We start from the raw sequence: 25,774 nt of genomic DNA on the forward strand, positions 1-25,774 counted from the left end.
TGAATTTCTATAAGTAAGCCTGGATTTCTACGGAATGGACAAACACAGCGTTTAGTATAACCAGTCGAATTGTCACTCCGTAGGAGTCTCTGCACAGCTGATCTTTTATTATCATTGCCTGCAAAATTTCACATAAGTAAGTCTGGATTCCTACGGAATGGACAAAGACAGTGTTTAGTATAACCATACGAATTGCCATTTCGTAAGAATCTCAGTATAGTTCATCTATTAAAAGCTTGCTTTAGTTTTACTCTCATTCTCAACCTTCAAATCTACATTGACATTACTATGAGAGTAATTCCTGATAAATTCCGAAGGAGTCTTCCCCGTATATTTTTTAAACATCCTGTTAAAATACGTCACATTATTAAAACCACATTGATAGCTACATTCTGAAATAGACCTGTCCTGGGCCATCAGCAGACATGCTTTATTGATTCTGTAACGGTTCACAAACTCTGTAAAAGTAATCTGAGTTGCTTTTTTAAAGAAATTGCAGAATGCAGGCAAAGTAAGATTGGCCAGTTTGGCAACGTCTTCAATATCAATTTCCTTGTCGTAATGATGTTCTACATAGGTGAAGATATTTTCAAGACGGGTTTTATTCTTGGAAATAATGGTGTAGGGCATGATTTCTTTGTTCAGAAGATCATAGTCTTCACATTTTGAAAGTTCAAAAAGAATTTCAAGCAGCAGCAAATATCTTTTGTAACCCTCTGATTCAAGCATAAGCTTCAGTTTGGGAAGCATTACTTTTTTTACTTTATGATGAAAATGAATCCCATATTTTGAAAGTTCCAACAGATTTTTAATAGATCTGGCTTCTACTTCCTGCTGGGGAAACTGAAGGATTTCTTCTTTGAACTGAAGCACAATTTCCTCATGAGGATCAATAGAATTCAGCCCAAATCCGGAGTGGGGAATATTGGACCCGATTAATACCAGATCTCCGTTCGTATAATTACTTTTATGATAGCCCACGTGGCGTGTTCCGTTCCCCGAAATGACACATACTAACTCAATTTCGGGATGATAATGGTACTCCCATTTGAATTCTGAAATAGGGGAGTTATTATGAATTGTGCGGAACGAGCTCTTTTCATTAGGGATTACCCTTTCAAAAGTAACTTTCATTTAATTAATCATATTTAATTACTAAAAATACTAATTATATTAATATAGTTCAAATATTGATTTACTGTGTTAAATTATCGTTAACACAAATGCTTCTATCTTAGCCGACAAGAAATAACCTGAATGAAAAATATTAATATCAAGGCCGTTTTATTTTTAAACTATTTTGTCTTCGCAATTCTTCTGAATTCTGTAGGAACAGTCATTCTACAGGTACAGCAGAATTTTGGGATTTCAAAATCTTCGGCCAGCGTTTTGGAAGGCTTCAAAGATCTTCCGATTGCCATATGTTCTTTCATTCTGGCTTCATTTCTTCCGAAGATAGGAATCAAAAAATCGATGCTGATTGCTTTATTGCTGGTAAGCTGCATGTGTTTTGTAATGCCGTTTACCAATGACTTCTGGGTTTTTAAATTATTATTTGCAACCGTAGGAGTTTCATTTGCACTAATCAAAATATCGGTTTTTACTTCTATTGGATTGGTAACGGAAACAGATAAAGAACATTCCAGTTTTATGGGATTTCTGGAAGGTTTTTTTATGATTGGGGTATTGGCTGGAAATGTTTTATTCAGCTTATATATAGATGATCACAATCCGAAATCTACAGAATGGCTGAATGTATACTGGATTCTGGGAGGATTTTCAAGCTTATCTTTTTTATTCTTATTCTTTTCAAAATTGAATGAACAGGAGGCTAAAAGTGAGAAAACAGATCTCTTGGGAGATTTAAGAAACAGTGTAAGCCTTTTCAGTTATAAAAAAGTTTTGTGCTTTTTATTATGTGCTTTCCTTTTTGTATTGGTGGAACAGAGCTTTCAAACCTGGACACCTACATTTTATAAGGAAATTTTAAAAGTGCCTACATCCATGAGCATCCAGGCGGGAGCGGTTTTGGCAGGAGCTTTTGCGTTGGGAAGATTTTTATCGGGATTCTTCTCCAAAAAATTCAGCTGGATCTATGTAGTTTCTTTCTGTGTGGTTGGTTTTGCCATCAGTTTACTACTTGTTTTACCTCTTACCCATAATATTCATATTGATACGAATACAAATTGGATGAATGCCCCTTTGGTGGTCTATTTATTTCCTTTAATGGGAGGTCTGCTGGCACCTATTTATCCAAGCATTAATTCTGTAATTCTGGCATCTATCCCCAAATATTTGCACAGTGCAATGTCAGGATTGATAGTTGTTTTCTCAGCAATCGGGGGAACTATAGGTTCTATTATTACCGGTTTTGTATTTCAGGAGTTCAGCGGGCAGCAGGCATTTTATCTTTCACTGATTCCGCTTTCATTACTGATCACATCCGCGGTTTTCATGAATAAATTAAAAATTAATCCTAAAAAATAATAATGAGTAATCAGCTTTACATAAACGAAATTCAAAGTCTGTTTGATGATGTGCAGAGATCTGAAATTTTTGAAGATCAGAAAATGATGACGGATGCAGTTCCTCTGTTTCCTATTGCAAAGATTAATGAAGATTATGAAAAATCAAAAAAAACTGAAGGTTTTAACCTGAAAGATTTTGTGATGACCCATTTTGATTTTTTAGGAGCAAGAGTTTCTGTACACAGAGAAGAGCAACTTCCAATTGGTGAACATATTGAAAAATTATGGGATGAACTTACCCGTACAGCCTATGAAGAAAAAGGGACACTTTTAAAATTACCAAAACCTTATATCGTTCCGGGAGGTCGTTTTAATGAGTTTTTCTATTGGGATAGCTATTTTATTATGCTTGGATTACAAGTTTCCGGCAGAATAGAAATGATGGAAAATATCATTGAAAACTGCTCTTACCTGATCCTTAATGTAGGATTTGTTCCTAATGCGAGCAGAACCCATTTCCTGAGCAGATCTCAACCGCCTTATTTTTCATTAATGCTGGATCTTCTTTTTGAAACGACGCATAATGAAGGAATTTATACACAATACCACGAAACTCTGGAGAAAGAATATGCTTTCTGGATGAATGGCGAAGAATGGCTTGAAAACGGATCCAGTGTAAAAAGGGTAGTTAAAACAAAAGACGGAGATATTCTGAACCGCTATTACGATGCAGAAAATGCACCACGCCCTGAGAGTTATCTGATCGACATTGAAGATCATGAGACCACTTCAGGTGACGAATTTTACAGAAACATAAGAAGCGCCTGTGAATCCGGCTGGGATTTTTCCAGCAGATGGTTTGCAGACGGAGAAAATATACAGACGATAGAAACACTGAATCTTGCACAAGTAGATCTGAACTGCCTGTTGTGGCATCTGGAAATGACTTTGGCAAAATCTTCAGCGCTTCAGAATCTGAGTGACAAAGAAAATTATTTTTCAGAAAGAGCAGCAAGCCGAAGACAGATGATCAATAAATATTTCTGGGATAGAAATACTAACAATTATAAAGATTATCACACTAAAAAAAACACAAAAACACCGTCTGAACATATTGCTGCTCTTTACCCTTTATTCCTTGGAATTGCAGATCAGGAACAGGCAGAGGCAGTTGCTAAAGCTATAGCTGAGAAATTTCTTTACAAAGGCGGATTGGTCACAACTACTAAAAACTCAGGCCAGCAGTGGGATCTTCCCAATGCATGGGCTCCTTATCAGTGGCTGGGCTTTAAAGCAATGAAAAATTATGGCTTTGATGAACTGGCTGAGAAAATAAAAAATAACTGGTGTTCCAATGTAGAAAGAGTTTACAAGAATACCGGAAAACTAATGGAAAAATACAATGCATTAGACACAGAAACAATAGCAGGCGGCGGGGAATACCCTAATCAGGATGGATTCGGTTGGACCAATGGAGTGTATTTACAATTACAACAAAACTGAAACTAACAATAAAAATAAGGCTATGAAAAAAAAATCAATCTTTTTAATCGCCGCAACAGCTACGTTATATTTTAATAATGCTTATGCCCAGGAAACTCCGCAGGATTCTGTAAAAATTTCCTCTATCGATCAGATTGTCATCACAGGAAATTCAAATCCAAAGAAAAAAATAGAATCCAGTACAGCGATTTCCACATTCAGTTCCAAAGAAATTCAGAAGCAGAACCCAATCAGTGCAGCTGCTTTATTACAAAGAGTTCCGGGATTTGCTGTAGAAACGTCTGGTGGGGAAGTGGGAAACAATCTTTTTGCAAGAGGAATTCCTTCCGCAGGAGCTTATGAGTTTGTACAGGTACAGGAAGACGGACTTCCGGTTTTTGAAGACGGAGCTCTTCAATTTGCCAATGCGGATAACTTTTTTCGTGTAGATAATTCGGTCAACCGTATGGAAGCTTTGAGAGGTGGTTCCGGATCCATTTTTGCAACCAATTCTCCCGGTGGTTTGATCAACTTTATTACCAGAGAAGGGACCAATGATTTCAGAGGTACGGCAAAGCTGGAAACAAGTACTTATGGGTTGATGCGTACCGATGTGAATGTAGGTGGAGCTTTGGTTCAGGATAAATTGTTCTTTAATGTAGGAGGTTTCTACAGAACAGATGACGGGATCAGAAAAACAGGATTCAAAGCTAATAATGGAGGGCAAATCAGAATGAACCTGAAGTATGTCTTTGATAAAGGTTATGTAAAAGTATATTACAAAAAACTGGATGACAGAAATACATTCTTCCTTCCTATTCCTTTGGTGCAAAACGGCAACAAGCTGAAAGGATTCCAGAATTTTGATCCTAATTATGGAACATATAGTTACAGAGCAATCAGCCAGCTGAATATTCCACAGGCCGGAGGTGGATTTTTCAACAGAAATCTTGAAGACGGAATTCATCCGAAAGTAGATGTATTAGGAGCAGAATTTAAATATGATCTTGGAAACAATTTCAGCGTTTTAAACAAGACCAGATACACCAATATCAATATGAATTATACAGGGATTTTCCCTGCAGGAGGTCCGCAGACGATGGCAGAATTTGCTAAAAGCAACGGAATTGCCGGCAACAATTATCAGTATTCACTGGTGAGCAACGGAGCTGTGGTTAATCCTGAATATGTACAGAAACTAGGGTTCTGGGCAATTGACAAACAAATGAATAATTTTGTGAATGATCTGCAGTTCAACTATAAATTTGACCAGGGAAATATTACTGCAGGTTTTTATAAATCTAACTGGAAATCGCATCAATACTGGAACTGGAGTAATATCCTGACTACAGCTACAGACAGACCGGCATTATTGAATCTGGTAGATACTTCTTTAAGTCCTTCAGACGTTGGATATTCCAAAACGTATAACGGAGTTACCAATATGACGTTTTTACAGAGAGATACTCAGACTCAGGGAAGTTTGAATGATCTTTATGTAAACCTGGATTATAATATCACCGATGCTTTAAGTGTGAATGGAGGGCTTCGTTACAGCCATGATTATTATAAAGGAAATTTTGCCAATACAACCTCTTCCAATTTAAATAATTCCGGGTTAACAACCGATGGAACTCACGGTTTCAACACAACTACAGCTGATGATAATATGAGTGTACTTGGAAATAAATACACCTACTGGAATTATAATATTGATAAAGTATCTTTCACGGTTGCGGCTAATTATAAGATCAATAGAGAGAATGCCGTGTATGCCCGTTTTTCTAATGGTTTCAGATCACCGAATGAAGAAGCATATTACAACTATTTCTCCAATCCGAATCCCGATAAACCTTTAAAATCTGTAACGACTAATCAGCTGGAAGTAGGATACAAATATTACTCGCGAACTTTTGATATAGCAGTAATTCCGTTCTATTCTACCTTGAAGAACCTGTCATTTACGGATGTTTTCTCCGATGGTAAATCCGAAAATACTTTCGCCAATACAGAAAACTATGGAGTTGAAGTGGAAGGTTTCGCCCGTTTATTCAATAATATTTTAGAAGTAACATTCAACGGGACAATCCAGAGTCCTAAATATAAAAACCTTGAGGCCGGAAGTGTTCTTGAAGGAAATGTAGTAAGAAGGATGCCTAAATTTTTCTTCAATATTTCACCGGCAGTCAATATTACAAAAGCATGGAGAGCTTATGTAAGCATGAATTACTATGGAAAACGTTTCCAGGATGAGCTGAATGTGCAGACATTGCCTTCATTCACCGAATTTGGGGCAGGAATGTCTTACCAATTAGGAAGAATACGTTTTGCTGTGGACGGAACCAATATCTTTAATACAATCGGAATCACAGAAGGTGACCCAAGAGCGGGTTCTCCAAACGGAGATGGAATCATCATGGCAAGACCTATTATGGGGGCTGCAGCCAGAGCTTCAATTACTTTGGATTTCTAATTTCTATTTCTTTATAACAACAAAACCGTCGAAGTTACTGACGGTTTTGTATTTTTTTATTTTTATGTTCTCCCGCAGATTAAGCCAATTTTTTAAATAGTATTTGGTTTATTCTGCGGGATTTTTACAGGTAAAATAATAAGAGAATTTAGAACATATTAAAGTTTGAATGAACATGAGCAGACTCTCAAACCCTCCGACTCTCTTACTTCAAAAACGGATTATATTGCTTCTCAAACCCAATCGAGGTAGGATTTCCATGTCCTGAGAAAACCTGAGTATCATTATCTAAAATGAAAAGTTTTGATTTAATACCATCAATCAACTGCTCATAATTTCCTTTATATAAATCTGTTCTTCCGATACTGCCTTCAAAAAGAACATCTCCTGAGATCATGAATTTCTGATTTTCGTGATGATAAACTACACTTCCCGGAGAATGTCCCGGAACATGGTAAATTTTAAATTTTTCACCATCCAGATCCAGTTTATCCCCTTCTTTTATATATTCTACATCTGCTTTTACAGGATCTACCTGCATTCCGAATCTCATTCCACTTGCCTGAAGCATATCCAGAACTTCCTGATCCTCCTGATGCATTGTTACGGGTACTTTGAACGTATCAAAAGCCCATTGAAGCCCCAATACATGATCAATATGTGCGTGGGTCAAAAGTATTTTCTGAATTTTCAGCCCGTTTTCTGAAATGAAATTATCAATAGCCTGAGTTTCCTGCCCTTTCATATTTCCCGGATCAATTAGCCAAGCATTTTTATTCTCGTTATAGATGATGTAAGTGTTTTCGCTCGCAAAATTGAATACGAAACCTTGAATCTGAAGCATATCTGAATATTTTTTATTCAAAAATACGATATTATTAAGAAAATGGCTATTTTTCGTTATCTTCGTCATAATGAAAACTTTGCGAATACTCTTACTTACTTTGGGCGGACTGGTTTTTGGACAAAATATCCAAAGTGTTCAGCTGTTCAATCCTCAGACCAATGATGAAACCCCGGTTATCAAGATTGGTGAACAGTTGGTTCTGGGCTTTGATGATCTTACAAACGGCAGTCAGATCTATCGATATACGTTCAAACATTATGACAGGAACTGGAATGATGATAATCTGTTTTTTACAGAATTTGCAGCCGGAAGTATGAATGCTCTTCTGGATCAGTTTCAGTATTCATTCAATACCTTACAGGCTTATACTCACTATAAACTTGTTTTTCCGAATGATAAAATCCAGCTGAAGATTTCAGGGAATTATGAACTGATTGTTTACAAAGATTCTGCAGATCAGCCTCTTTTCAAAAAAAGATTTTACCTGGTGGAAGATGCAACATCTGTGGCATTAAATATATCAAGATTTGCAGATGCAAAAAATCCTAACCTTAACCAGAGGGTAGAAGTGAATGTTTCTCCGAAAGGAGGAGATATCTCTTCCAATGTCAATTCAATCACTATGAATGTGATGCAGAATAACAACCCGAATATGGTGATTTCTAACCTGAAGCCAAGCAGTGTTTTAGGAAATCAGGTGCTTTTCCAGCAGATGAATCTTACGTTTCCGGGAGACAATGAGTTTTATTATTTCGATAATAAAAACATGAATATGGCGGCGGATATGGTGCGGGCAACTGAAATAAAAGATGATGTCAACCAAACCTATCTTCATCCTGTATGGGCATTTCCATTAAATTATCAATATCAGCCGGATGTCAACGGGGCATGGTATTACAGAAGAAATGATTTAGGGAGAGAAAGAGATGCAGAAAGAGAAGCTGACTATTCATGGGTGCATTTCTACCTTGAGTCGGATCCGGTAGATAAAGAGATTTATGTTTTGGGTGGATTTAATAATTATAAACCGAGTAAAGAAAATCAGATGCAGTATGATGCAGCTACCAAGCAGTATGTAGCTAAAATATTCCTGAAACAAGGTTTTTATAATTATGTTTTAGTGACCAAAGAAGGAAATGGTGCATTGAATTTCGGTGAGGTAAACGGTAATTTCTGGCAGACGGAAAATCTTTACCAGGCATTTCTTTATTATGCACCTTTCGGAAGAAATTATGATGGCTTGATGGGATATGGAGAATTCAGAACTCCAATTGCCAATAAAAGATAAATCATGACTTGATACCATTCTACATAAAAATATACCTATAATTTGGGACTGTCTCTTAAGACGGTCCTTATTTTTTTTGCAATTTTGAAAATATCAGACTTTAAAATATCAGATCAGGATAATTTTTCCTGATTATAATGCACTACATAGTGAAAAAAAATAATTCACAAAATTTTGATTTTAATTAAATATTTTAATTTAAAAATTGTATTGCAGAAAAATTATATTTAAATATTTTTCTTTGTTTTAAAATCATTATTGCGTTTTATTTATTAATTTATAATATCTATTGGGTTTTATTTATAATTTATATTGTTTTATTGCGAAAAGTTTATAAATTAGTCAACACAATCAACCAAATATTATTATGAATACGAAATTTATCTTAGTGGCAAGCGTTGCTGCCTGTTCTTTTGTTTTTGCACAAAATACACCATCAAAATTAGATCCGGGTAAAAGCGGATTACACGCAGATTTTATGCGATTTGAAAAAAATGCACCGGCATTTCAGGGAAGTCCGGTTTTATTTGATGAAGCTTCACAAAGGCTTTCTCAGGGGCAAGGACTCAGATTAGGATTAGAAAAGGATGCGTTGGGTTTTGAAACTCACAGATTTCAACAGACTGTAAATGGTATTCCGGTAGAATACGGAATGATGGCTGTACAGACAAAAGGAGGGAAAATTGTAGGACAGTCAGGAAAATGGGTTCTTAATGTTCCGAAAGGAGTTGAAAAGCAAGCCAATATTTCTGAAAGTATCGCATTACAAAATGCTTTATCATTCATTGGGGCAGAATCCTACAAATGGCAGAGTAAAGAAGAGGAAGATTTCATCAAAAGAGATTCCAATGATTCCAATGAAAGTTTCGCCCCTAAAGGTGAATTGGTATATTATTCAGATCCTACGGATGAAAAAATGGATGATTTAACACTCGCTTATAAATTCGATATTTATGCAGAAAAACCATTAAGCAGACAATATGTTTTTGTAGATGCTAAAAACGGGAAAGTATTAGGAGTAGATGCTATTATTCATGAAGTAAATACACCGGGAACAGCTACAACCGTTTACAGTGGAAGCCAAAATATAGTGACTGATTCTTATAACGGAAGTTACAGGCTGAGAGAAACGGGAAGAAATGCGGGGACATCTGTAGAGACCTATAATGCTAAGAAATCGACAAATTTAGGATCTGCTGTTGATTTTACAGATGCTGATAACGCATGGAATAATGTAAATACAAATAAAGATCAATATGCTACAGACGCTCATTGGGGAGCTGAAAAGACTTTAGATTATTACTATACAAAATACGGACGAAAAAGTATTGATAATAACAATTTTGCCATCAAATCATATGTTCATTATGGAACCAATATCTTCAATGCTTATTGGGATGGCTCGAGAATGCTTTATGGTGACGGAAGCTCTACAACAAATGGTGGTAAGCCTTTAACTGCGATAGATGTCTGCGGTCACGAAATTACTCATGGAATGACTTCTAAAACAGCTAACCTTGCGTATCAGAGAGAGTCGGGAGCACTGAATGAAGGTTTTTCTGATGTTTTTGGAAACTCAATAGAACGTTGGGCTAGACCTACAAAAGCAAGCTGGACATTGGGAGAAGATTTTAACTATGTCATCAGAGATATGGCAAACCCTAATGCCTATAACCAGCCGGATACTTATAAAGGTACCTACTGGAAAGATGCAAGCAGTTCTTGTACTCCTCAGGGGAATCCTAATCTGCCTGGATATAACGATTATTGCGGAGTTCATACCAATTCGGGAGTACTTAATTTCTGGTATTATTTACTGGTAACAGGTGGTTCTGGTACTAATGATAACAGTTTTGCTTATAATGTTTCCGGAATCGGGCTGGATAAGGCAGGAGCTATTGCTTACAGAACATTAACTACTTATCTGACGTCATCATCCAATTATGCAAATGCAAGAACATATTCTATTCAGGCAGCTACTGATTTGTATGGAGCAACCAGCAATGAAGTAACTCAGGTTAAAAATGCCTGGAATGCAGTAGGTGTAGGAGGTGGAACTTCTGCAGCAGGAAAAGTGGCAGCCACAGATGCTCAGCTTTATACAATTAGTCCAAACCCTGCAACTGACAGATTTACCATAAACTTTGAAGGTAAAGCCGGAAAAGGAATTGTAGAACTGGTAAGCCTTACAGGTAAAAAAGAAATTTCAGAAAAAGTTGAGATTACAGACGGTACCAATAAGCTGAACATCCAGTTGCCTTCCAATATGCTTCCAGGAGTATATGTGGTAACAGTAAACGGACAAAAAGCCGGAAATCTTCTTAAAAAATAAGCACCAAATCAAATTTTTAATATATTCAACAAAAAGGCTACAAGTTAATTCTTGCAGCCTTTTGTTTATTTTGAGTGAATCACATTATACCAGATAGAAATCATTCAGCTTTTCTTCACAAAGTATTTTTACCACGTCAATCCATCGGTCTTCATCATTCAGACATGGGATATAATGGAAATTTTCTCCGCCTCCATGAAGAAACTGCTCTTTTCCTTCTACAGAAATTTCCTCCAGAGTCTCAAGACAGTCGGAAACAAATGCAGGACAGACTATAGCCAGGTTTTTTATCCCTTTTTTACCAATTGTTTCCAATGTTTCATCGGTATATGGTTCAATCCATTTATCTTTTCCTAATCTTGACTGGAAAGAAACGATTGTTTTTTCTTTGGGTAAATTCAGTTTCTCAATAACACGCTGTGTTGTGTTATAACATTGATGGCGATAACAGAACTGATGACTTGGATTATCCTCTCTGGAACAGCAGTCATTAAGATTACAGGTCTTGGTAGGATCTGTTTTATAAATATGCCTTTCCGGAACTCCGTGATACGAAAACTGAAGAGCATCAAAATTTTCCGGAAGCTTCTCTTTAATACTTTCTGCCAGACAGTTGATATAAATGTCCCTGTTGTAAAAAGGCTGAATATAATTGATCTTTACTTTTGGAAACTTCTTTTTTCTTACTTCTTCTGCCTTTTCAATGACAGTTTCCGTTGTACTCATGGCATATTGAGGGTACAAAGGGAAAAGAACGATTTCAGTGATTCCCTGATCTACCAGTTTCTGAATACCGGTTTCAATACTCGGTTCAGCATACCTCATTCCGATTTCCACCGGTACATCTACTATCTTCTGCAGTTTTTTCTGAATCTGTTCAGTAATAACAATCAGTGGAGAACCCTCATCTGTCCAGACTGTTTTATAGGCTTCAGCAGATTTGGCAGGTCTTGTTTTCAGGATGATTCCCTGTACAAGAAGAGCACGAAAGATCCAACGGTAATCGATCACTCTTTCGTCCATCAAAAATTCATCAAGATATTCCTTTACGTCGTTTACGGAGGTTGATCTCGGTGATCCGAGGTTGACCAGTAAAATTCCTTTATTATTCAATATTCTAATTTTTAATTATGAAGCAGACATTATAAAATCTGCTACTAATTTTGATACTTTAGCAAAGGTATTACTTTCAAGTAAGCCATTGCTGTCAAATTTGCCTTTTATCCCTTTTATTAATGCCTGATGTTTATCATCCGTTACTGCTCCGAGAGTCTTTAAAATCATCAATAACTCTTCGTGGCCTTTTTCTCCACTGGCTGATGCGGTGATCACAGCAACCGGTTTTTCAGAAAAAATGGTTGTGGAAACACACCATTCCAACAGATTTTTTAATCTGCCGGGAATACTGAAAATATATTCCGGAGTAGAAAATATAACTCCTGCCGAGTTTCCAATATCTTCTCTGATCTTAAGAACTTCATCAGGAGTATTCTCATCCGTTAAGGCAGTATCAAAATGGGGAAGAACAGAAAGATCATTGTATATCTGGAAATCTCTGCTGTTCATATTTTCCAGTACCTGCTCCATCAGTTTCAGGTTGCTGGAATTTTCCGAAGCACTTCCAATAATGACTACAATTTTCTTTTCGGGAGACATTTTCGAACTGAATTATCCGTTTACAGCTTCTACTTTTTCTACCAGATCCGGAACGAATTGTTTTAAAATATTTTCAATCCCGTTTTTCAAAGTAGCTGTAGAACTTGGGCAGCCTGAACAAGCTCCCTGTAGAAGCATTTTTGCAGTTTTGCTCTCCTGGTCATATTCCATCAATGAAATCTTTCCACCGTCATTTTCTACTGCAGGAGCTACATATTCATTTAAAATGTCAGAAATTTTCTGCTCATCTTCCGTATAATCTCTGTTGATAATCTTTTCAACAGGATTTTCATGTTTCTGTGGTTCTATTTTAGAGATTTCACCTCCGTTTTGAAGATATTCGGCAATAAGTGCACGAACAGTCATCATCACCTGGTGCCATTCTACAGAATTGTCTCTGGTAACTGCTACAAAATTATCAGAAATGAAGACTTCTTTTGTAAATTCAAACTCTTTAAAGATGGCCTGTGCCAAAGGAACTTCCTCAGCAGCTTCAGCGGATTTTACTTCTACAAAACCATCCATCAGTAATTTGTTTGAAACAAATTTCATCACATTAGGATTCGGAGTCATTTCAGCATAGATCTGATACATTTCTTTTTTCTTCTGAAGATAGATTCTTGGGTTAGCCAATAATTCATCCTCAATTACATTTTTCAGACTTTCAGCTACATGTTCCCATTCTATGGTATCCTGTTTTGCCACAGCTACAAAATTAGCCGTTATGAAAATTCTTTCCACAAATGGATAATTGAAAAGCTCCTGTGCCAAAGGAATTTCTGAAATATCTGAATTTCTGTCCAACTCTAAAGACCCGGGAATGAGGTTGTAATCTGTAACAAATTTCATTACTTTCGGGTTTTCGGTAGGTTCTATAAGTACGGTACGCATTTTTTCGTTAAATTTGAGATACAAAAATACGCATTAGAAGTTAGAAGCTGAAAATTGAGAGTTAGATTTTTGCTATCGCTGTAATTTAGAAGTTAGATACCAGAGATTATAAGGCAGAAGATCATTATTTTCAATTGGGCATATTTTCAAATTTTCAAATTAATATTATGGCACTTATAAAAGAACTTTTAGGAAAAGCACCACAGATCGGAGAGAATACTTTTTTGGCAGAAACCGCTACTATTATTGGGGATGTTACGATGGGAAGAGACTGCAGCGTTTGGTATAATGCTGTAATCAGAGGAGATGTTCACTATATCAAAATGGGTGATAAGGTAAATGTTCAGGATAATGCAATGCTGCATTGTACCTATCAGAAACATCCGCTGAATATCGGAAATAATGTTTCTATCGGACATAATGCAATTGTTCATGGGTGTACCATTAAAGATAATGTCCTGATCGGGATGGGAGCTATTGTGATGGATGACTGCCTGGTGGAAGAAAATTCTATTGTAGGAGCGGGTTCTGTAGTCACTCAGGGTACTCATATCAAATCAGGAGAAGTCTGGGGTGGAGTTCCTGCAAAAAAAATCAAAGATATCAACGCACAGTTATTAGAAGGAGAAGTAAACAGAATTGCAGATAACTATGTTAAATACTCTTCATGGTATAAAGAGAATGTGAAGGATCATCAATTTTAGGATGTCAAGTGAATAGTGAATAGTCAATCCGCTGCGCTTGTCAATTTTTTTGTACTGCAAAAATTCACAATTCATTTGCGAAGCAAAATTCACTTATTGACCATGAAATAGTGAATAGTGAATAGTCAATCCGCTGCGCTTGTCAATTTTTTTAATACAGAAATTCACCATTCACTTGCGAAGCAAAATTCACAATTGACCTTATAATAAATATAAAAAGCTCCGTCCACAGACAGAGCTTTTTTCGATTTGATATAGAACCTTTGTTTTATTGTTAGTTATTGTCCGGTGTTATCAGTCTGATCTTTCCATGAATACATTTCAAAGAAGTAGGAGGTGTAATCATTACACAATCAGACATGATATTATATTTTTCATTAAAAGCTTTTACTTTATCCGTATAATCATTTACTCTCTGTAAGAAAGCAGTTTCTATTTTCTTTGGATAGGCAATATATTGCTGAGGTCCGCCACAGGATTTTGCCCCCATAGGAGCAAATGCCCATTCACTGGCATCCGTACATTTTTCTCCTGACACTTCAGACTCAATAGAAGCTTTTAATCTATCGAGTTGTGCCTGCTCATACTTCTGGCTGTCTTCGTCAGCAGGTCTGTCTGCGATATCTACAGGGAGATTGGTATTGGTATTTTTTGATGTATTACAGGAAACCAAAGTTAATGTAGTACATAATACTATCACCGGGAAATGGAAGAATAATTTTTTCACAATAAACTTTTTTCTTTTTAAGAATTTTCAAAACTTATGCCAAGGTAAGAAATTCAAATTCATTTCCGTATTTTTGACAACGATGAACAATCATTTTTTTGACTTAATAGAATATACGAACAGAAGTGTTTTTCTGACCGGGAAAGCCGGGACAGGTAAAACGACGTTTCTCAATGATTTTGTAAGACGTACAAAGAAAAAGCATATTGTAGTAGCACCCACGGGAATTGCCGCTATCAATGCAGGAGGAGTTACAATTCACTCTATGTTTGGACTGCCGTTGAGAACTTTTCTTCCAACGACAGAAAGAATAGACACCAGTTTGGCTAACAATATTGCTGATCTGATGCCCCATTTCAAATACCGTAAAGATAAGCTGAAACTTCTGAGAGAAGTTGAGATCATTATCATTGATGAGGTTTCAATGTTGAGAGCAGATGTTTTGGATATGATGGATTTTTCTTTAAGATTTATCAGAAGGAATAATCAGAGGTTCGGTGGTGTGCAGATGCTGTTTATCGGGGATTTGTTTCAGCTCCCGCCTGTGGTAAGAGATGAGCATATTCTGAAAATGTATTACAATTCACCTTTCTTTTTTGACAGCCATGCCATTAAGGAAATCCCGATTGTTACTATTGAACTGACAAAAGTTTACAGACAGTCTGACCAGGAATTTCTGGCAATTCTGAATGCTATCCGTGATGGTGATGTGGATAACATAGATTTTAACCACCTCAATGAAAGATACGATCCTGATTTTGATATGGGGAAAGAATCTTATGTATACCTGTGTTCTCACAACAAAATGGCTGATGAAATCAATCTGGAAAAACTGGCGGAGATAAAGGTAGATCCTCAGATTTATGAAGCTAAACTTGTAGGTGATTTTAAAGAAAACCAGTTTCCCAACGAACAGTTTTTAGAATTGAAAATCGGAGCTCAGATCATGTTTATCCGAAATGATATTTCCGGAGAAAAGAAATATTTCAACGGGAAATTAGGAGAAATCATTGGATTGGATGAAAATGAAATTCGTGTTGTTCTGGACGAAAGTGAGATGGAAATTGTGGTTAAAAGAGAAACCTGGGAACAAAAAAAATATTTCCTTGATACCGAAAAAAACATCCAGGAAGAAGTATTGGGAAGTTTTGAACAGTTTCCTATTAAGCTCGCCTGGGCTGTTACCATCCATAAAAGTCAGGGACTGACGTTTGATAAAGTAATTATTGATGCCGGGAAAAGTTTCACGGCCGGCCAGGTCTATGTGGCTTTGTCCCGTTGCAGAACATTGGAGGGGATTGTTTTAAAATCAAAAATTACCCCTGAAGTTATTTTCAAGGATAACAGGATTTTGCATTTTCATAGCGATACTATTGCCAATGACAATGTGGAAGCTATTCTGAATCAGGAGAAATATGACTACAGTATCAGAAAAGTGCTTCGTACTCTTGATTGTACGTGGTTTTTAAAAGAAGTAGAAGAGTGGAACAACCTGTCTATTGTGACCAAGAATATAGATCATGTCAAGACTAAACAGCTTTATCTCCAGTTGAAACATGAAGCAGTAAATCTTGGAAAAATATTTGAAAAACTGGAGCGTGTCATTTTTCAGAAGGTTAATAATTTTATTGAACAAAAAGAAGACTGGACTGAGATTGAAAGCAAATCAAAAGGAGCGGTTAATTTCTTTTTTACAGAAATCAGAAACAAAATTTTTGATCCTTTAAAAGAGTTTTATGCTGAAATAAAAGGAGCGAAAGGCTTAAAACAATATAACGAGGAATTCAAAAACTGGCTGGAAGATATTGAAGAATATCTGAATAGCTTAAGAGATACTTATCTTCTTGAAACTAAACTTTTAGATGAAAAGAATGATAAAGAAATCAATCTGAAAATAGCTAAAGTTCCGTCTCAGGTGTTAACTTTTCAGTTGTTTGAGCAAGGAAAAACCATAGGAGAAATTGCTTTGGAAAGAGGTTTGGTAAAAGAAACCGTTATTGGTCATCTTGCCAAATTTGCAGAACAGGGATTGCTGGATATCTCAAGAGTAATTACTTCAGATAAGATCAAAGCTTTTGAAGATGAATTCTACAAAAATCCACACGAAACGTTGACTGAGTGGAAGAATGCTCTGCCAAGTAGTTTTGAATTTAATGAAATCAGAATTTTAATCAATCATTATAATTATAAAAAAGAAAAGAACTCATAAGAGTTCTTTTTTTGATTTGATATGAATTTTTAGAACTAAGGATACATTGCATTAATGGTATTGATGTCTCCAGTTGTAAAGCCGGTTCTGTTATAAGTAAAACTGCTGTTGTCAGCTCTTGTAATAGTTGGTTGTCCGTTTTTAGAATATGAGGTTGGCCAATACATCATCACCGAATTAATATTGAATGGCCCAATATCTGTACCGGAACTATAGATATTAAAATTATAAGACTGTCCGCTTTGAATATTGTTCCACAGGATTTTTACATACTGATCTCTGTCTTTACGGGTATGCTCATGATAAAGGCCTACCGTATGCCCCATTTCATGAATTACTGATCCTACAGAAATATATTGATCTAAAGAAACTGTTTGTTTTCCACCCTGATAGCCGATGTGTGCCCAGCCGTCTGATCCTGATGAACTTCCGAAAACAAATTCAACATAGTTAGATTGATTGGTGCGGTAAATCCATTGAGTATTGGTTTTATTATTATACTCGCTGATTGCAGAATTGATTTTATTGACGTTGATAGAACCCATATTGCTGGCAATAGTATAATAAATTTTGCCACCCGGCCATCTTGAATAGCTTGCACCGCCTTTATTAAGTTCGCTGCCTTCTGCCAGTTGTTTGTCTGAAAGAACAATATCTCCCTGAAAAAAATTCATTCCGTTTTTTCTTTCATAGATAATATCCTGGCCATTCAATTGTCCTTTTTTAACGTTTTCAGCATTGAAAGCAGTGGTTTGAGCTTCTGAGGTGATTTCTTCATTATTTTTACTGCAGGATGCTAGTGCTACAACAATAAGAAAACTCATAAAGACAGTTTTTCCTGTTAGAATCTGCTGATAAAGCAGATTGTTTGGTTTTTTGTTCATATTCGATTTTTTTTAAGATTTGGTATACGAATATAATTAATATTTCTCTTTTTATTGAATTATTATTGTTAAAGTATACATTTTTCCAGTAAAGCGAAAAATTGGTGAATTGAATGAGCGATAAAGAAAATTATTAATGCTTTCTACATCACTGAACAAATTGGAAAGAATGAAAGTTTAAAAAAGGAAAACTTGATTATAAAAAAGGTTTTGACAATTGAGAGTCAAAACCTTTATTTTTTTAATTCAATTTTAAATATCAAAAATCAGCTTTCTGACATTATTATCATAAAAAGTAGCATGATAACTTGTATCTCTGAATTCAATTTCTGTATTTTCTATTATAGTAAATCTATTCTTATCTGTTTTGGAAAATTCTACGATTTCAAAGTGATTTTCATCAATACATGTAAAATCTACCAGTTTTAAATATTCATCAATAGAATTTTTATCAAGCATAATTTTCCCTCCTCCGAATTGATGTCTGTCCTGTCCATTTTTCTTTACACCGGAAACCCAATATTCTTCTCCGGTTTCTATATCAAAATGATTAGCATTGATTCCTGGGATTTTAAGCTTTTTGAGCGCTTTGTTATTGAAATATACCGTTTGTCCGGATTTTGAAAATTCAACAAAACCAATCCATGCGGAACCGTGATGTCCGGAGGATTTGTTTTCGATATATAATATTTTTGCTTTCATGGTTTTTTATAATGATGCAATTTACTTAAAAATCGTATAACTAAAATCAGGTAAAGAAAAATTGAAATGCAATAGTTTTTCCCTGAATTAACCAATCGGTTTTATTAATTACAAAAAGTAACTAATGCAGTTTTTATGTTTTACATTTGTATAGTTTTTCAGACTAAAAGAAAAATTAACATCTCAATATGAAAAATTTTGAAATTTCTGTTTTAGATCTTGCCCCGGTAAAGCAAGGCAAAAGCATTCATGATACTTTTCAGGACAGCTTATCATTAGCTAATCACGCTGAAAATTTAAATTATAAAAGATTCTGGCTGGCCGAGCATCACAATATGGAAAGTATAGCCAGTTCTGCTACTTCAGTTTTAATCGGATTTATTGCCAACGGAACGAAGACAATCAGAGTGGGGTCTGGCGGTGTTATGCTTCCCAATCACAGCTCTTTGATCATTGCAGAACAGTTCGGTACTTTGGAATCTCTTTTTCCCGGAAGAATAGATCTTGGAGTAGGAAGAGCACCCGGAACTGACGGATTGACGGCTCAGGCTTTGGGAAGAAATCCGGCTATTATTAATGAACAGTTTCCAAGACAGATTCTGGAGCTTCAGCGTTATTTTTCTAAGGAAAATTCAGATGCTATGGTTCGTGCTATTCCCGGAGAAGGGCTGGATATTCCAATTTATATTCTGGGATCAAGTACAGATAGTGCATGGCTTGCAGCGGAACTGGGGTTACCCTATGCGTTTGCAGGGCATTTTGCTCCGGAACAGATGGAAATGGCTTTTAAAATATACAGAGAGCATTTCGAACCTTCACAATATCTGGATAAACCTTATATCATTGCCTGTGTAAACGGTGTTGCAGCAGAAACTTCGGAGGAAGCTCATAAAATCTCCACCACTTTATTCCAGGCATTCATCAACATCGTAAGAAATGACAGAAAGCCTTTTGCGCCACCTGTTGACGATATGGACGAAATCTGGTCGCCAATGGAAAAATCCATGGTTCTGCAAAAACTCAGATATACTTTTATTGGAGATCAGGCAGAAATTCAGGAAAAGCTAAAAAATTTCCAGGAAAAATTCCAGGTTGATGAACTAATGATCAATTCCCATATCTACGACCATCAGAAACGATTGAGATCTTACGAAATTTTCAGAGAGGCAGTTTACTCTTTATCCAAAGCGTAATAAACCCTTTATAATTAATTGGAAGATGCTTATTTTTATGAGTATCTTTGCAAAAATAAAAAGTAAAAATGTCCGATATTAAATTAAATACTATTCCAGAGGCTATTGAAGACCTTAAAAATGGTAAAATAATCATAGTAGTAGATGATGAAGACAGAGAAAATGAAGGAGATTTTCTTTGTGCAGCAGAGTTGACAACACCGGAAATTATCAATTTTATGGCTCTTCACGGAAGAGGGCTTATTTGTATGCCGCTTCCTGAAAAAAGATGTGATGAGCTTGGTCTTGAAGTGATGGTGAGCAGAAGCAGCGATCCTAAAGAAACGGCTTTCACCGTATCAGTTGACCTTTTAGGAAACGGAACATCTACCGGAATTTCTGCAGGTGACAGAGCAAAAACAATTTTGGCACTGATGGATGAAAAATCCAAACCTACAGACTTTATGAGGCCTGGCCACATTTTCCCGCTTCGTGCAAGAAAAGGTGGAGTATTGAAAAGAGCCGGACATACTGAAGCTGCTATTGATCTTACCCACTTATCAGGGTTGAAAGAAGGAGGAGTGATCTGTGAGATCATGAATGAAGATGGTACGATGTCCCGTCTGCCTGAACTTCATGCATTTGCTCAGAAGCATGATATGAAGATTGTTTCTATTGAAGATCTGATTCACTATCAGCTTAAAAAAGGAAACCTGGTTGAAAGACTTGAGGAGAAGAAAGTAAAAACACACTACGGGGAGTTTGATTTTTATGCTTTCAGAGAAACTTCTAATGACCAGATCCACTTTGCATTGACAAAAGGAGCATGGACTGTAGATGAGCCTGTTTTGGTAAGAGTACAGTCTTCAGATTCTTATTTTGATGTATTGACAAGATTGAACAACGGTGAAAAACCATTGCTGGAAAAAGTAACCGGTATGGTAAATGAAGCTGGAAAAGGAGCAATCATTTTCATTAATAACGTTTCCAATTCTGAAAATACATTGAGAAAACTTCAGCAGTTCCTGAACTATCAGGACGGTCAGGAGCAGCATCCTACGTTAGCGTACAATTACAGAGATTATGGAATTGGAACGCAGATCTTAAAGAATTTAGGAATCAACAAGTTTAAAGTAATCACTCAAAACCCTAATATCAAACCTCAGGTTGGAGGATATGATGTAGAGGTTACTGAAATGGTACAACTATAATGAATAGTCAAAAATAATTTTGACTGTTTACAGAATAAAAAAGGTTTAGAATTTTTCTAAACCTTTTTTATTTTATTTAAAATGAATTTTAGCTTAATGCAATTCCATCAAAGTTTCTGAAACCATTCAGGAAATCTTTTACCATCATTCTTTTCTTGCCTTCCAGCTGAAGTTCCAGCGGATAATAAATTCCGTCCTGGGTATAGATTTTAAATTCGTTCTTTGAAATATCCAATGTTCCTGATGGTTTTCCATGATCAGAAAGTTCAAATTTACCTCCGAATATTTTTAATCCTTTTTCTTCGTTTTCAATTTTTAAAGTAGTGAAAGCTGCAGGGTAAGGAGACATTCCCAGAATAAACTGATGAACGGTTTTTGAAGTTTGGTCCCATTTGATTCTGGTATCTTCCTTGAAAATTTTATAAGCATTTTTAGGATGTTCCACCTGTGGCTGAGGTTTTTCTTCAATCGCATTTTCCGCCAGGCCATCTAATGTTTTAACCACTAGTCTTGAGCCCATTTCCATAAGTCTGTCGTGAAGACTTCCTGCATTTTCATCAGGTAAGATTTCTAATTCCTGCTGAAGAAGAATATTTCCTTCGTCAATTTTTTCATTAATAAAGAAAGTAGTCGCTCCTGATTTTTCTTCACCGTTGATTACTGCATAATTGATAGGAGCAGCTCCTCTGTAATCCGGCAGTAAAGAGGCATGAAGGTTGAAGGTTCCCATTTTAGGCATTTCAAAAAGAACTTTAGGCATCATCCTGAAAGCTACCACTACAAAAACATCAGCATCCAGTTTTCTAAGTTCTTCTAAGAACTCAGGGTTTCTCAACTTTTCCGGCTGAAAAACAGGAATATTGTTTTCCTCTGCATAGATTTTTACTGGTGATTGATGAATCTTCTGCCCACGTCCGCTTGCTTTATCAGCTACAGTTACAACGCCTACCACCTGATGGTGAGATTGATGGATTGCCTCCAAAGAAGTTTTTGCAAACTCAGGAGTCCCTAAAAAAACGACTTTCAATGATTTCATACTGCAAAGATAAGTTTTTGATCTGAGAGCCGGAAGGCTTTTGGGTTGGAGGGTGGGAGAGTTTTAGAGATAGGATGGGGATATTTTAAAAGTTCACTCTATACTTATTATTACTTATTGCTAATTACTTATTACTCATTACTTATGGCTAATGATTCAGCTCATACGTCCTGAAGTTCAGCATTCTTACCTTTCCGGAATCTAAAAGGAAAATAAGGTTTTCTAAGATGTTTTCTTTAGAATGATAACTCAGCTGTATAGAAAGCTCTTCAATGGTTGCTGGTTTTTTAGCTAATAAATTAACGATCTGCTGGGAAATATTCTTACCAAACATAGACTGTTTATTTTTTTCACAAACAGAACACTGGCCACAGTTTTTTGAATTTTTTTCACCAAAATAGGCTAATATGAGTTTCATTTTACAGTATTCATTATTCTCTACGTAAAATTTTATCTCTTCCCATTTCTGGATTTTGTTTCTCTGAATATGTTCAAATAACTTCCAGTAAGCGTTATTCACTGCTCTTTCGTCGCGGGGTTTCAGGAATTTAATACTGGAAAGTGCACCATCAATATATTCAAGATAATTCTTTTGTTGCAGCTCCTTAAGACGTTCTTTGATCAAAGGGACACTGACATTGATTTTATTACTTACCTGCTGTTCACTGAACATTACTTTGTGGGTGGTGATACCAGATACTGTACGGAAAAGAAGCTCCATGAAATAAGCATCTTTTTGTGGCAACTGATCTATTTCATCAGCCTTGATAAAAAGTTCGAGTGAAGACAGGCTTTTGTTTTCATTATAATAGATAATTTCCTGGTTGTGCAGAAAATTGAGTATATTTTTGATTTTAGCTTTCGACAGTTTTGTGAAATTCTGTATACCAAGAGTATTCAGCTGAAATGTTTTTTCAGGAAGTTCAAATTCTGCTACCTGAAAAATAGAGTAGAGGTAGCTGATGATTTTTAGAAATTCTGCTTTGTTGGGAGTCTGGTTTTTTAAGATCTGGTCAAAATTCAGGAGTTCCTGTTTATTCCAAAGCATGAATGCAAAGCTGTCTTTTCCATCTCTTCCGGCTCTTCCGATTTCCTGATAATAGTTTTCCAGAGAAGCAGCGGGAGAATAGTGAATTACAAATCGTACATTGTCTTTATCGATACCCATTCCAAAGGCATTGGTAGAAATAAGGACATGATTGTCACTGTTATTCCAAAGATTCTGTCTGGTGTTCTTTTCTTTGGTTGTTAAGCCTGCGTGAAAATAATCTACATTTTTCAGTTGATTTTTTTTCAAAAATTCTGCCAGCAGTTCCGCTTCTTTTCGGGTTCTTACATATACAATTCCGGAATCGTTACTATATTTTAAAATATCAAAAACACGCTGGAATTTATCAGAAACTTCATCTGTAAATATTTTGATATTTTCTCTCTTAAAGCTTTTTTGGAAAACAAAAGGTTTCTTCAGCTCCAGTTTATTTTTGATTTCTTCCAGAACTTTTGGTGTTGCAGTGGCAGTCAGGGCAAGGCAGGGGATCTCAGGATTGTTACTTCTGAACCCTTTGATATTCTGATAACTTGGCCGGAAATCCTGTCCCCATTCTGAGATACAGTGAGCTTCATCAACCGCAATAAAGGATAACTGAATTTCCTGCATATTCTGAATAAACTGAGTATTGGTAAGTCTTTCAGGAGAAACATAGAGTAATTTGGTAAGGCCTTCTTTGCAGCGGTCATAAATTGTTTCAGCATCATATTCATCCAGTTCGGAAGACAAATATTCTGCTTCTATGCCACGGGATTTAAGCTGATTGACCTGATCTTTCATCAATGCAAGTAATGGAGAAACTACCAGACAGGTTCCTTCTTTCAATAAGGCTGGAAGTTGATAGCACAGTGATTTTCCTGCTCCTGTGGGTAACAGAACCAGGGTATCTTTTTCATTAATGACGGCATTAATAATTTCTTCCTGAGCATCCCTGAATTCGGTGTAACCCCAGAAATACTTTAAAGTATCATATTTAAGCTTTTGAAAATCCTGCGGCGAAATCATGTTGTAAAAATAAGGAAAGTATTATGACAAAAAAAGTCACGCCAGGCGTGACTTTCATATAAATATAAATAAGTTTATTATTTAGCTTCAAAGTATACTCTTCTGTTGGCTCTGTTTTTCCATTCAGGGCACTTCGTTGCTGGTTCGCACTCAGGGTATTTAAGGTCTTTTTCACCTTTTCCTATTGCCTGTAGTTTACCTGTTTGAACACCGTTTTTGATCAGATAGTTCTTAACGTTGTTTGCTCTTCTTTCAGATAGTTTTTGGTTGTAAGCGTCAGTACCTCTTGTATCAGTAGCTCCGATTACACTATAAGAACCATTTGAAGAATTAATATAGTTTACAGCATTATTTAAGATTGGAGTGTTTGAAGGTAAAATTCTGTCAGAATTTAAATCAAATTCGATTCCTTCCAATTTTGTTTCTGTTTCTACTACAGGTCCTGTTGTTGCTACAGGACATCCGTTGTTTTCAACAGGTCCAGGAACCGTTACACACTTGTCGTAAAGGTCAATTACACCATCAAGGTCTGTATCAAGAGCAACTCCGGCACCATCCACTCTTGCTCCTGCAGGAGTGTCAAGTTGTCTGTCCCAATCATCGCATACCCCGTCGTTATCAGCATCTCCTTTTTTACATACTTCGATATCCTGGTTTTTATTAGCCAGTACATCCAGTTTGTAATAGATTTCCTGAAGCGGGTCATGCCACATTAGGTGAGATTCGTGTTTTCCTAATTTTACGGAAACACCTAAAGTCGCATTGAAGAAGTTGTCAGAAACCTGCTCAGAACGTTTGTTGATAGCGCTGTAAGCATCACCGCCACCATCAAATTCATCATCACCAGTTACTACGTACATTAATCTACCTTCAATATCGATTCTTCTGTTCACTTTAAACTTCAGACCTGTACCAGCCTGCATGAACATAGAACCTAATTGGAAAGGTTTTACTTCAGTCATTAATCTCTGTTTGTTGCTTCCGTCTTTCTGGTATGCTCTGTAAGCGATAGTACCGATACCTGCATATCCATGAAGAGCCCATCTGTAAGGAGAATGATTATCAACTCTTCTTAATAAATTAGAAAAGTTAATGTCTCCTAAGATTGAGATAGCATCATACTGAGTTCTAGCTCCTACTGCTGATGCATCAGGTGCTGCATTTTTAGTATTGAACCATCCTTGTCTGGTTTCACCTTTGTCGTACTGTAGATTGATTCCGAAAGCATGAGTAATTGCTTTATCAATACTTAAATAGGCTGAATATCCAAAAAGGTTCTTACCGTTACCATTTTTGATTGAAGTCAAATCTGCCGACTGAAGAAGTGGAACTCCAACCCCTGCAGAGATAGACCAATCGTTAAATCTTTTAGATTGACTGGTGAATGGGGAAACATTAGCAGATCCCGAAGAAAATGTATTAGGATATTCTCCTTTTGAAACTGCCGTTGAGTCTTGTGCATAAGTGGCAGAAGGAATTGCCAAAGCAAATGCAACAATTGCTAAACTTAATTTCATAGTGTTATTTTTTTAAGTTAAGTTATTTTAAATGATTTTTTACGCCAAAAAGCGATTTTATGTTATTTTTTTTCAAATCAAACTAGTTGATTTTTAATGTGTTTCATACTACTATCCTGAAA

20 protein-coding genes are annotated in these 25,774 nt (G+C 36.2%); 9 read left to right on the plus strand and 11 right to left on the minus strand.

All coding sequences use genetic code 11. The features are described 5' to 3' along the window. Positions 1–228 precede the first annotated feature (228 nt). Complete coding sequence (locus tag SFA27_RS04000) at positions 229–1,134, minus strand: AraC family transcriptional regulator (protein ID WP_407296491.1); 906 nt, start codon at positions 1,132–1,134, stop codon at positions 229–231. Between the two features lie 123 nt (positions 1,135–1,257). Between SFA27_RS04000 and SFA27_RS04005 the strand changes: the two genes are divergently transcribed. From SFA27_RS04005 to SFA27_RS04015, 3 genes are read left to right on the plus strand one after another with little or no spacing between them, the layout of a single operon-like run. Beyond that, on the plus strand, positions 1,258–2,487 hold the full coding sequence (locus SFA27_RS04005) for an MFS transporter (RefSeq protein WP_047378996.1): 1,230 nt from the start codon (positions 1,258–1,260) through the stop codon (positions 2,485–2,487). 2 nt (positions 2,488–2,489) lie between these two features. Then, positions 2,490–3,971, plus strand: a complete 1,482-nt coding sequence (locus SFA27_RS04010; RefSeq protein ID WP_407296494.1) for a trehalase family glycosidase — start codon at positions 2,490–2,492, stop codon at positions 3,969–3,971. A gap of 22 nt (positions 3,972–3,993) precedes the next feature. Then, positions 3,994–6,423 carry a TonB-dependent receptor gene (locus SFA27_RS04015; protein ID WP_407296497.1) on the plus strand — a complete coding sequence of 810 codons (2,430 nt, stop codon included), beginning with the start codon at positions 3,994–3,996 and terminating at the stop codon, positions 6,421–6,423. A gap of 205 nt (positions 6,424–6,628) precedes the next feature. On the opposite strand, the gene SFA27_RS04020 is transcribed toward SFA27_RS04015, so the two are convergent. Continuing rightward, positions 6,629–7,267: an MBL fold metallo-hydrolase gene (locus SFA27_RS04020; protein WP_407298159.1), complete on the minus strand. Its 639-nt coding sequence runs from the start codon at positions 7,265–7,267 to the stop codon at positions 6,629–6,631. A gap of 70 nt (positions 7,268–7,337) precedes the next feature. On the opposite strand from SFA27_RS04020, the gene SFA27_RS04025 reads away from it, so the two are divergent. Continuing rightward, complete coding sequence (locus SFA27_RS04025) at positions 7,338–8,558, plus strand: DUF5103 domain-containing protein (protein ID WP_407296500.1); 1,221 nt, start codon at positions 7,338–7,340, stop codon at positions 8,556–8,558. Positions 8,559–8,925: 367 nt separating this feature from the next. Beyond that, complete coding sequence (locus tag SFA27_RS04030; protein ID WP_407296503.1) at positions 8,926–10,890, plus strand: M4 family metallopeptidase; 1,965 nt, start codon at positions 8,926–8,928, stop codon at positions 10,888–10,890. 84 nt (positions 10,891–10,974) lie between these two features. Here the strand turns inward: SFA27_RS04030 and hemH are convergent, their stop codons facing one another. Genes hemH through SFA27_RS04045 form a run of 3 tightly spaced genes read right to left on the minus strand, consistent with a single transcriptional unit; the run spans position 10,975 to position 13,437 of the window. Beyond that, complete coding sequence (gene hemH / locus SFA27_RS04035; protein WP_407296505.1) at positions 10,975–12,003, minus strand: ferrochelatase; 1,029 nt, start codon at positions 12,001–12,003, stop codon at positions 10,975–10,977. A gap of 15 nt (positions 12,004–12,018) precedes the next feature. After that, positions 12,019–12,546, minus strand: a complete 528-nt coding sequence (locus SFA27_RS04040; RefSeq protein ID WP_407296507.1) for an NADPH-dependent FMN reductase — start codon at positions 12,544–12,546, stop codon at positions 12,019–12,021. Positions 12,547–12,558: 12 nt separating this feature from the next. Next, the gene (locus tag SFA27_RS04045; RefSeq protein ID WP_264517018.1) at positions 12,559–13,437 is read right to left on the minus strand and encodes a NifU family protein; all 879 of its coding nucleotides are present in this window, start codon (positions 13,435–13,437) and stop codon (positions 12,559–12,561) included. Positions 13,438–13,604: 167 nt separating this feature from the next. Here SFA27_RS04045 and SFA27_RS04050 point away from each other — a divergent pair, with 167 nt between their 5' ends. Then, positions 13,605–14,141: a gamma carbonic anhydrase family protein gene (locus tag SFA27_RS04050; RefSeq protein ID WP_047378983.1), complete on the plus strand. Its 537-nt coding sequence runs from the start codon at positions 13,605–13,607 to the stop codon at positions 14,139–14,141. Positions 14,142–14,415: 274 nt separating this feature from the next. Here SFA27_RS04050 and SFA27_RS04055 read toward each other — a convergent pair whose 3' ends face one another. Then, positions 14,416–14,868 (minus strand): hypothetical protein, encoded by a 453-nt coding sequence (locus SFA27_RS04055; protein ID WP_047378981.1) that lies wholly within the window; start codon positions 14,866–14,868, stop codon positions 14,416–14,418. A gap of 82 nt (positions 14,869–14,950) precedes the next feature. On the opposite strand from SFA27_RS04055, the gene SFA27_RS04060 reads away from it, so the two are divergent. Then, positions 14,951–17,077 carry a helix-turn-helix domain-containing protein gene (locus SFA27_RS04060; protein WP_407296510.1) on the plus strand — a complete coding sequence of 709 codons (2,127 nt, stop codon included), beginning with the start codon at positions 14,951–14,953 and terminating at the stop codon, positions 17,075–17,077. A gap of 35 nt (positions 17,078–17,112) precedes the next feature. On the opposite strand, the gene SFA27_RS04065 is transcribed toward SFA27_RS04060, so the two are convergent. Then, positions 17,113–17,961: a M12 family metallopeptidase gene (locus SFA27_RS04065; RefSeq protein ID WP_047378978.1), complete on the minus strand. Its 849-nt coding sequence runs from the start codon at positions 17,959–17,961 to the stop codon at positions 17,113–17,115. Between the two features lie 252 nt (positions 17,962–18,213). Continuing rightward, positions 18,214–18,663 carry a hypothetical protein gene (locus tag SFA27_RS04070; RefSeq protein WP_264517020.1) on the minus strand — a complete coding sequence of 150 codons (450 nt, stop codon included), beginning with the start codon at positions 18,661–18,663 and terminating at the stop codon, positions 18,214–18,216. Between the two features lie 188 nt (positions 18,664–18,851). On the opposite strand from SFA27_RS04070, the gene SFA27_RS04075 reads away from it, so the two are divergent. Both SFA27_RS04075 and ribB read left to right on the plus strand, forming a co-directional pair. Further along, positions 18,852–19,856, plus strand: a complete 1,005-nt coding sequence (locus SFA27_RS04075) for an LLM class flavin-dependent oxidoreductase (RefSeq protein WP_047378977.1) — start codon at positions 18,852–18,854, stop codon at positions 19,854–19,856. A 68-nt stretch (positions 19,857–19,924) separates the two neighbouring features. Further along, the gene (gene ribB / locus SFA27_RS04080; RefSeq protein WP_047378976.1) at positions 19,925–21,046 is read left to right on the plus strand and encodes a 3,4-dihydroxy-2-butanone-4-phosphate synthase; all 1,122 of its coding nucleotides are present in this window, start codon (positions 19,925–19,927) and stop codon (positions 21,044–21,046) included. Between the two features lie 88 nt (positions 21,047–21,134). Here the strand turns inward: ribB and fmt are convergent, their stop codons facing one another. From fmt to SFA27_RS04095, 3 genes are all read right to left on the minus strand, one after another. Continuing rightward, positions 21,135–22,082, minus strand: coding sequence for a methionyl-tRNA formyltransferase (gene fmt, locus SFA27_RS04085; protein ID WP_407296515.1), 948 nt, complete (start codon positions 22,080–22,082; stop codon positions 21,135–21,137). 148 nt (positions 22,083–22,230) lie between these two features. Next, complete coding sequence (locus tag SFA27_RS04090) at positions 22,231–24,135, minus strand: ATP-dependent DNA helicase RecQ (protein WP_264517023.1); 1,905 nt, start codon at positions 24,133–24,135, stop codon at positions 22,231–22,233. A gap of 77 nt (positions 24,136–24,212) precedes the next feature. Continuing rightward, positions 24,213–25,652, minus strand: coding sequence for an OmpA family protein (locus SFA27_RS04095; RefSeq protein WP_047378973.1), 1,440 nt, complete (start codon positions 25,650–25,652; stop codon positions 24,213–24,215). Between the last annotated feature and the right edge of the window lie 122 nt (positions 25,653–25,774).

Origin of the sequence: Chryseobacterium sp. HR92, from assembly GCF_045689405.1 — a bacterium.
Classification (GTDB): domain Bacteria; phylum Bacteroidota; class Bacteroidia; order Flavobacteriales; family Weeksellaceae; genus Chryseobacterium; species Chryseobacterium viscerum_A.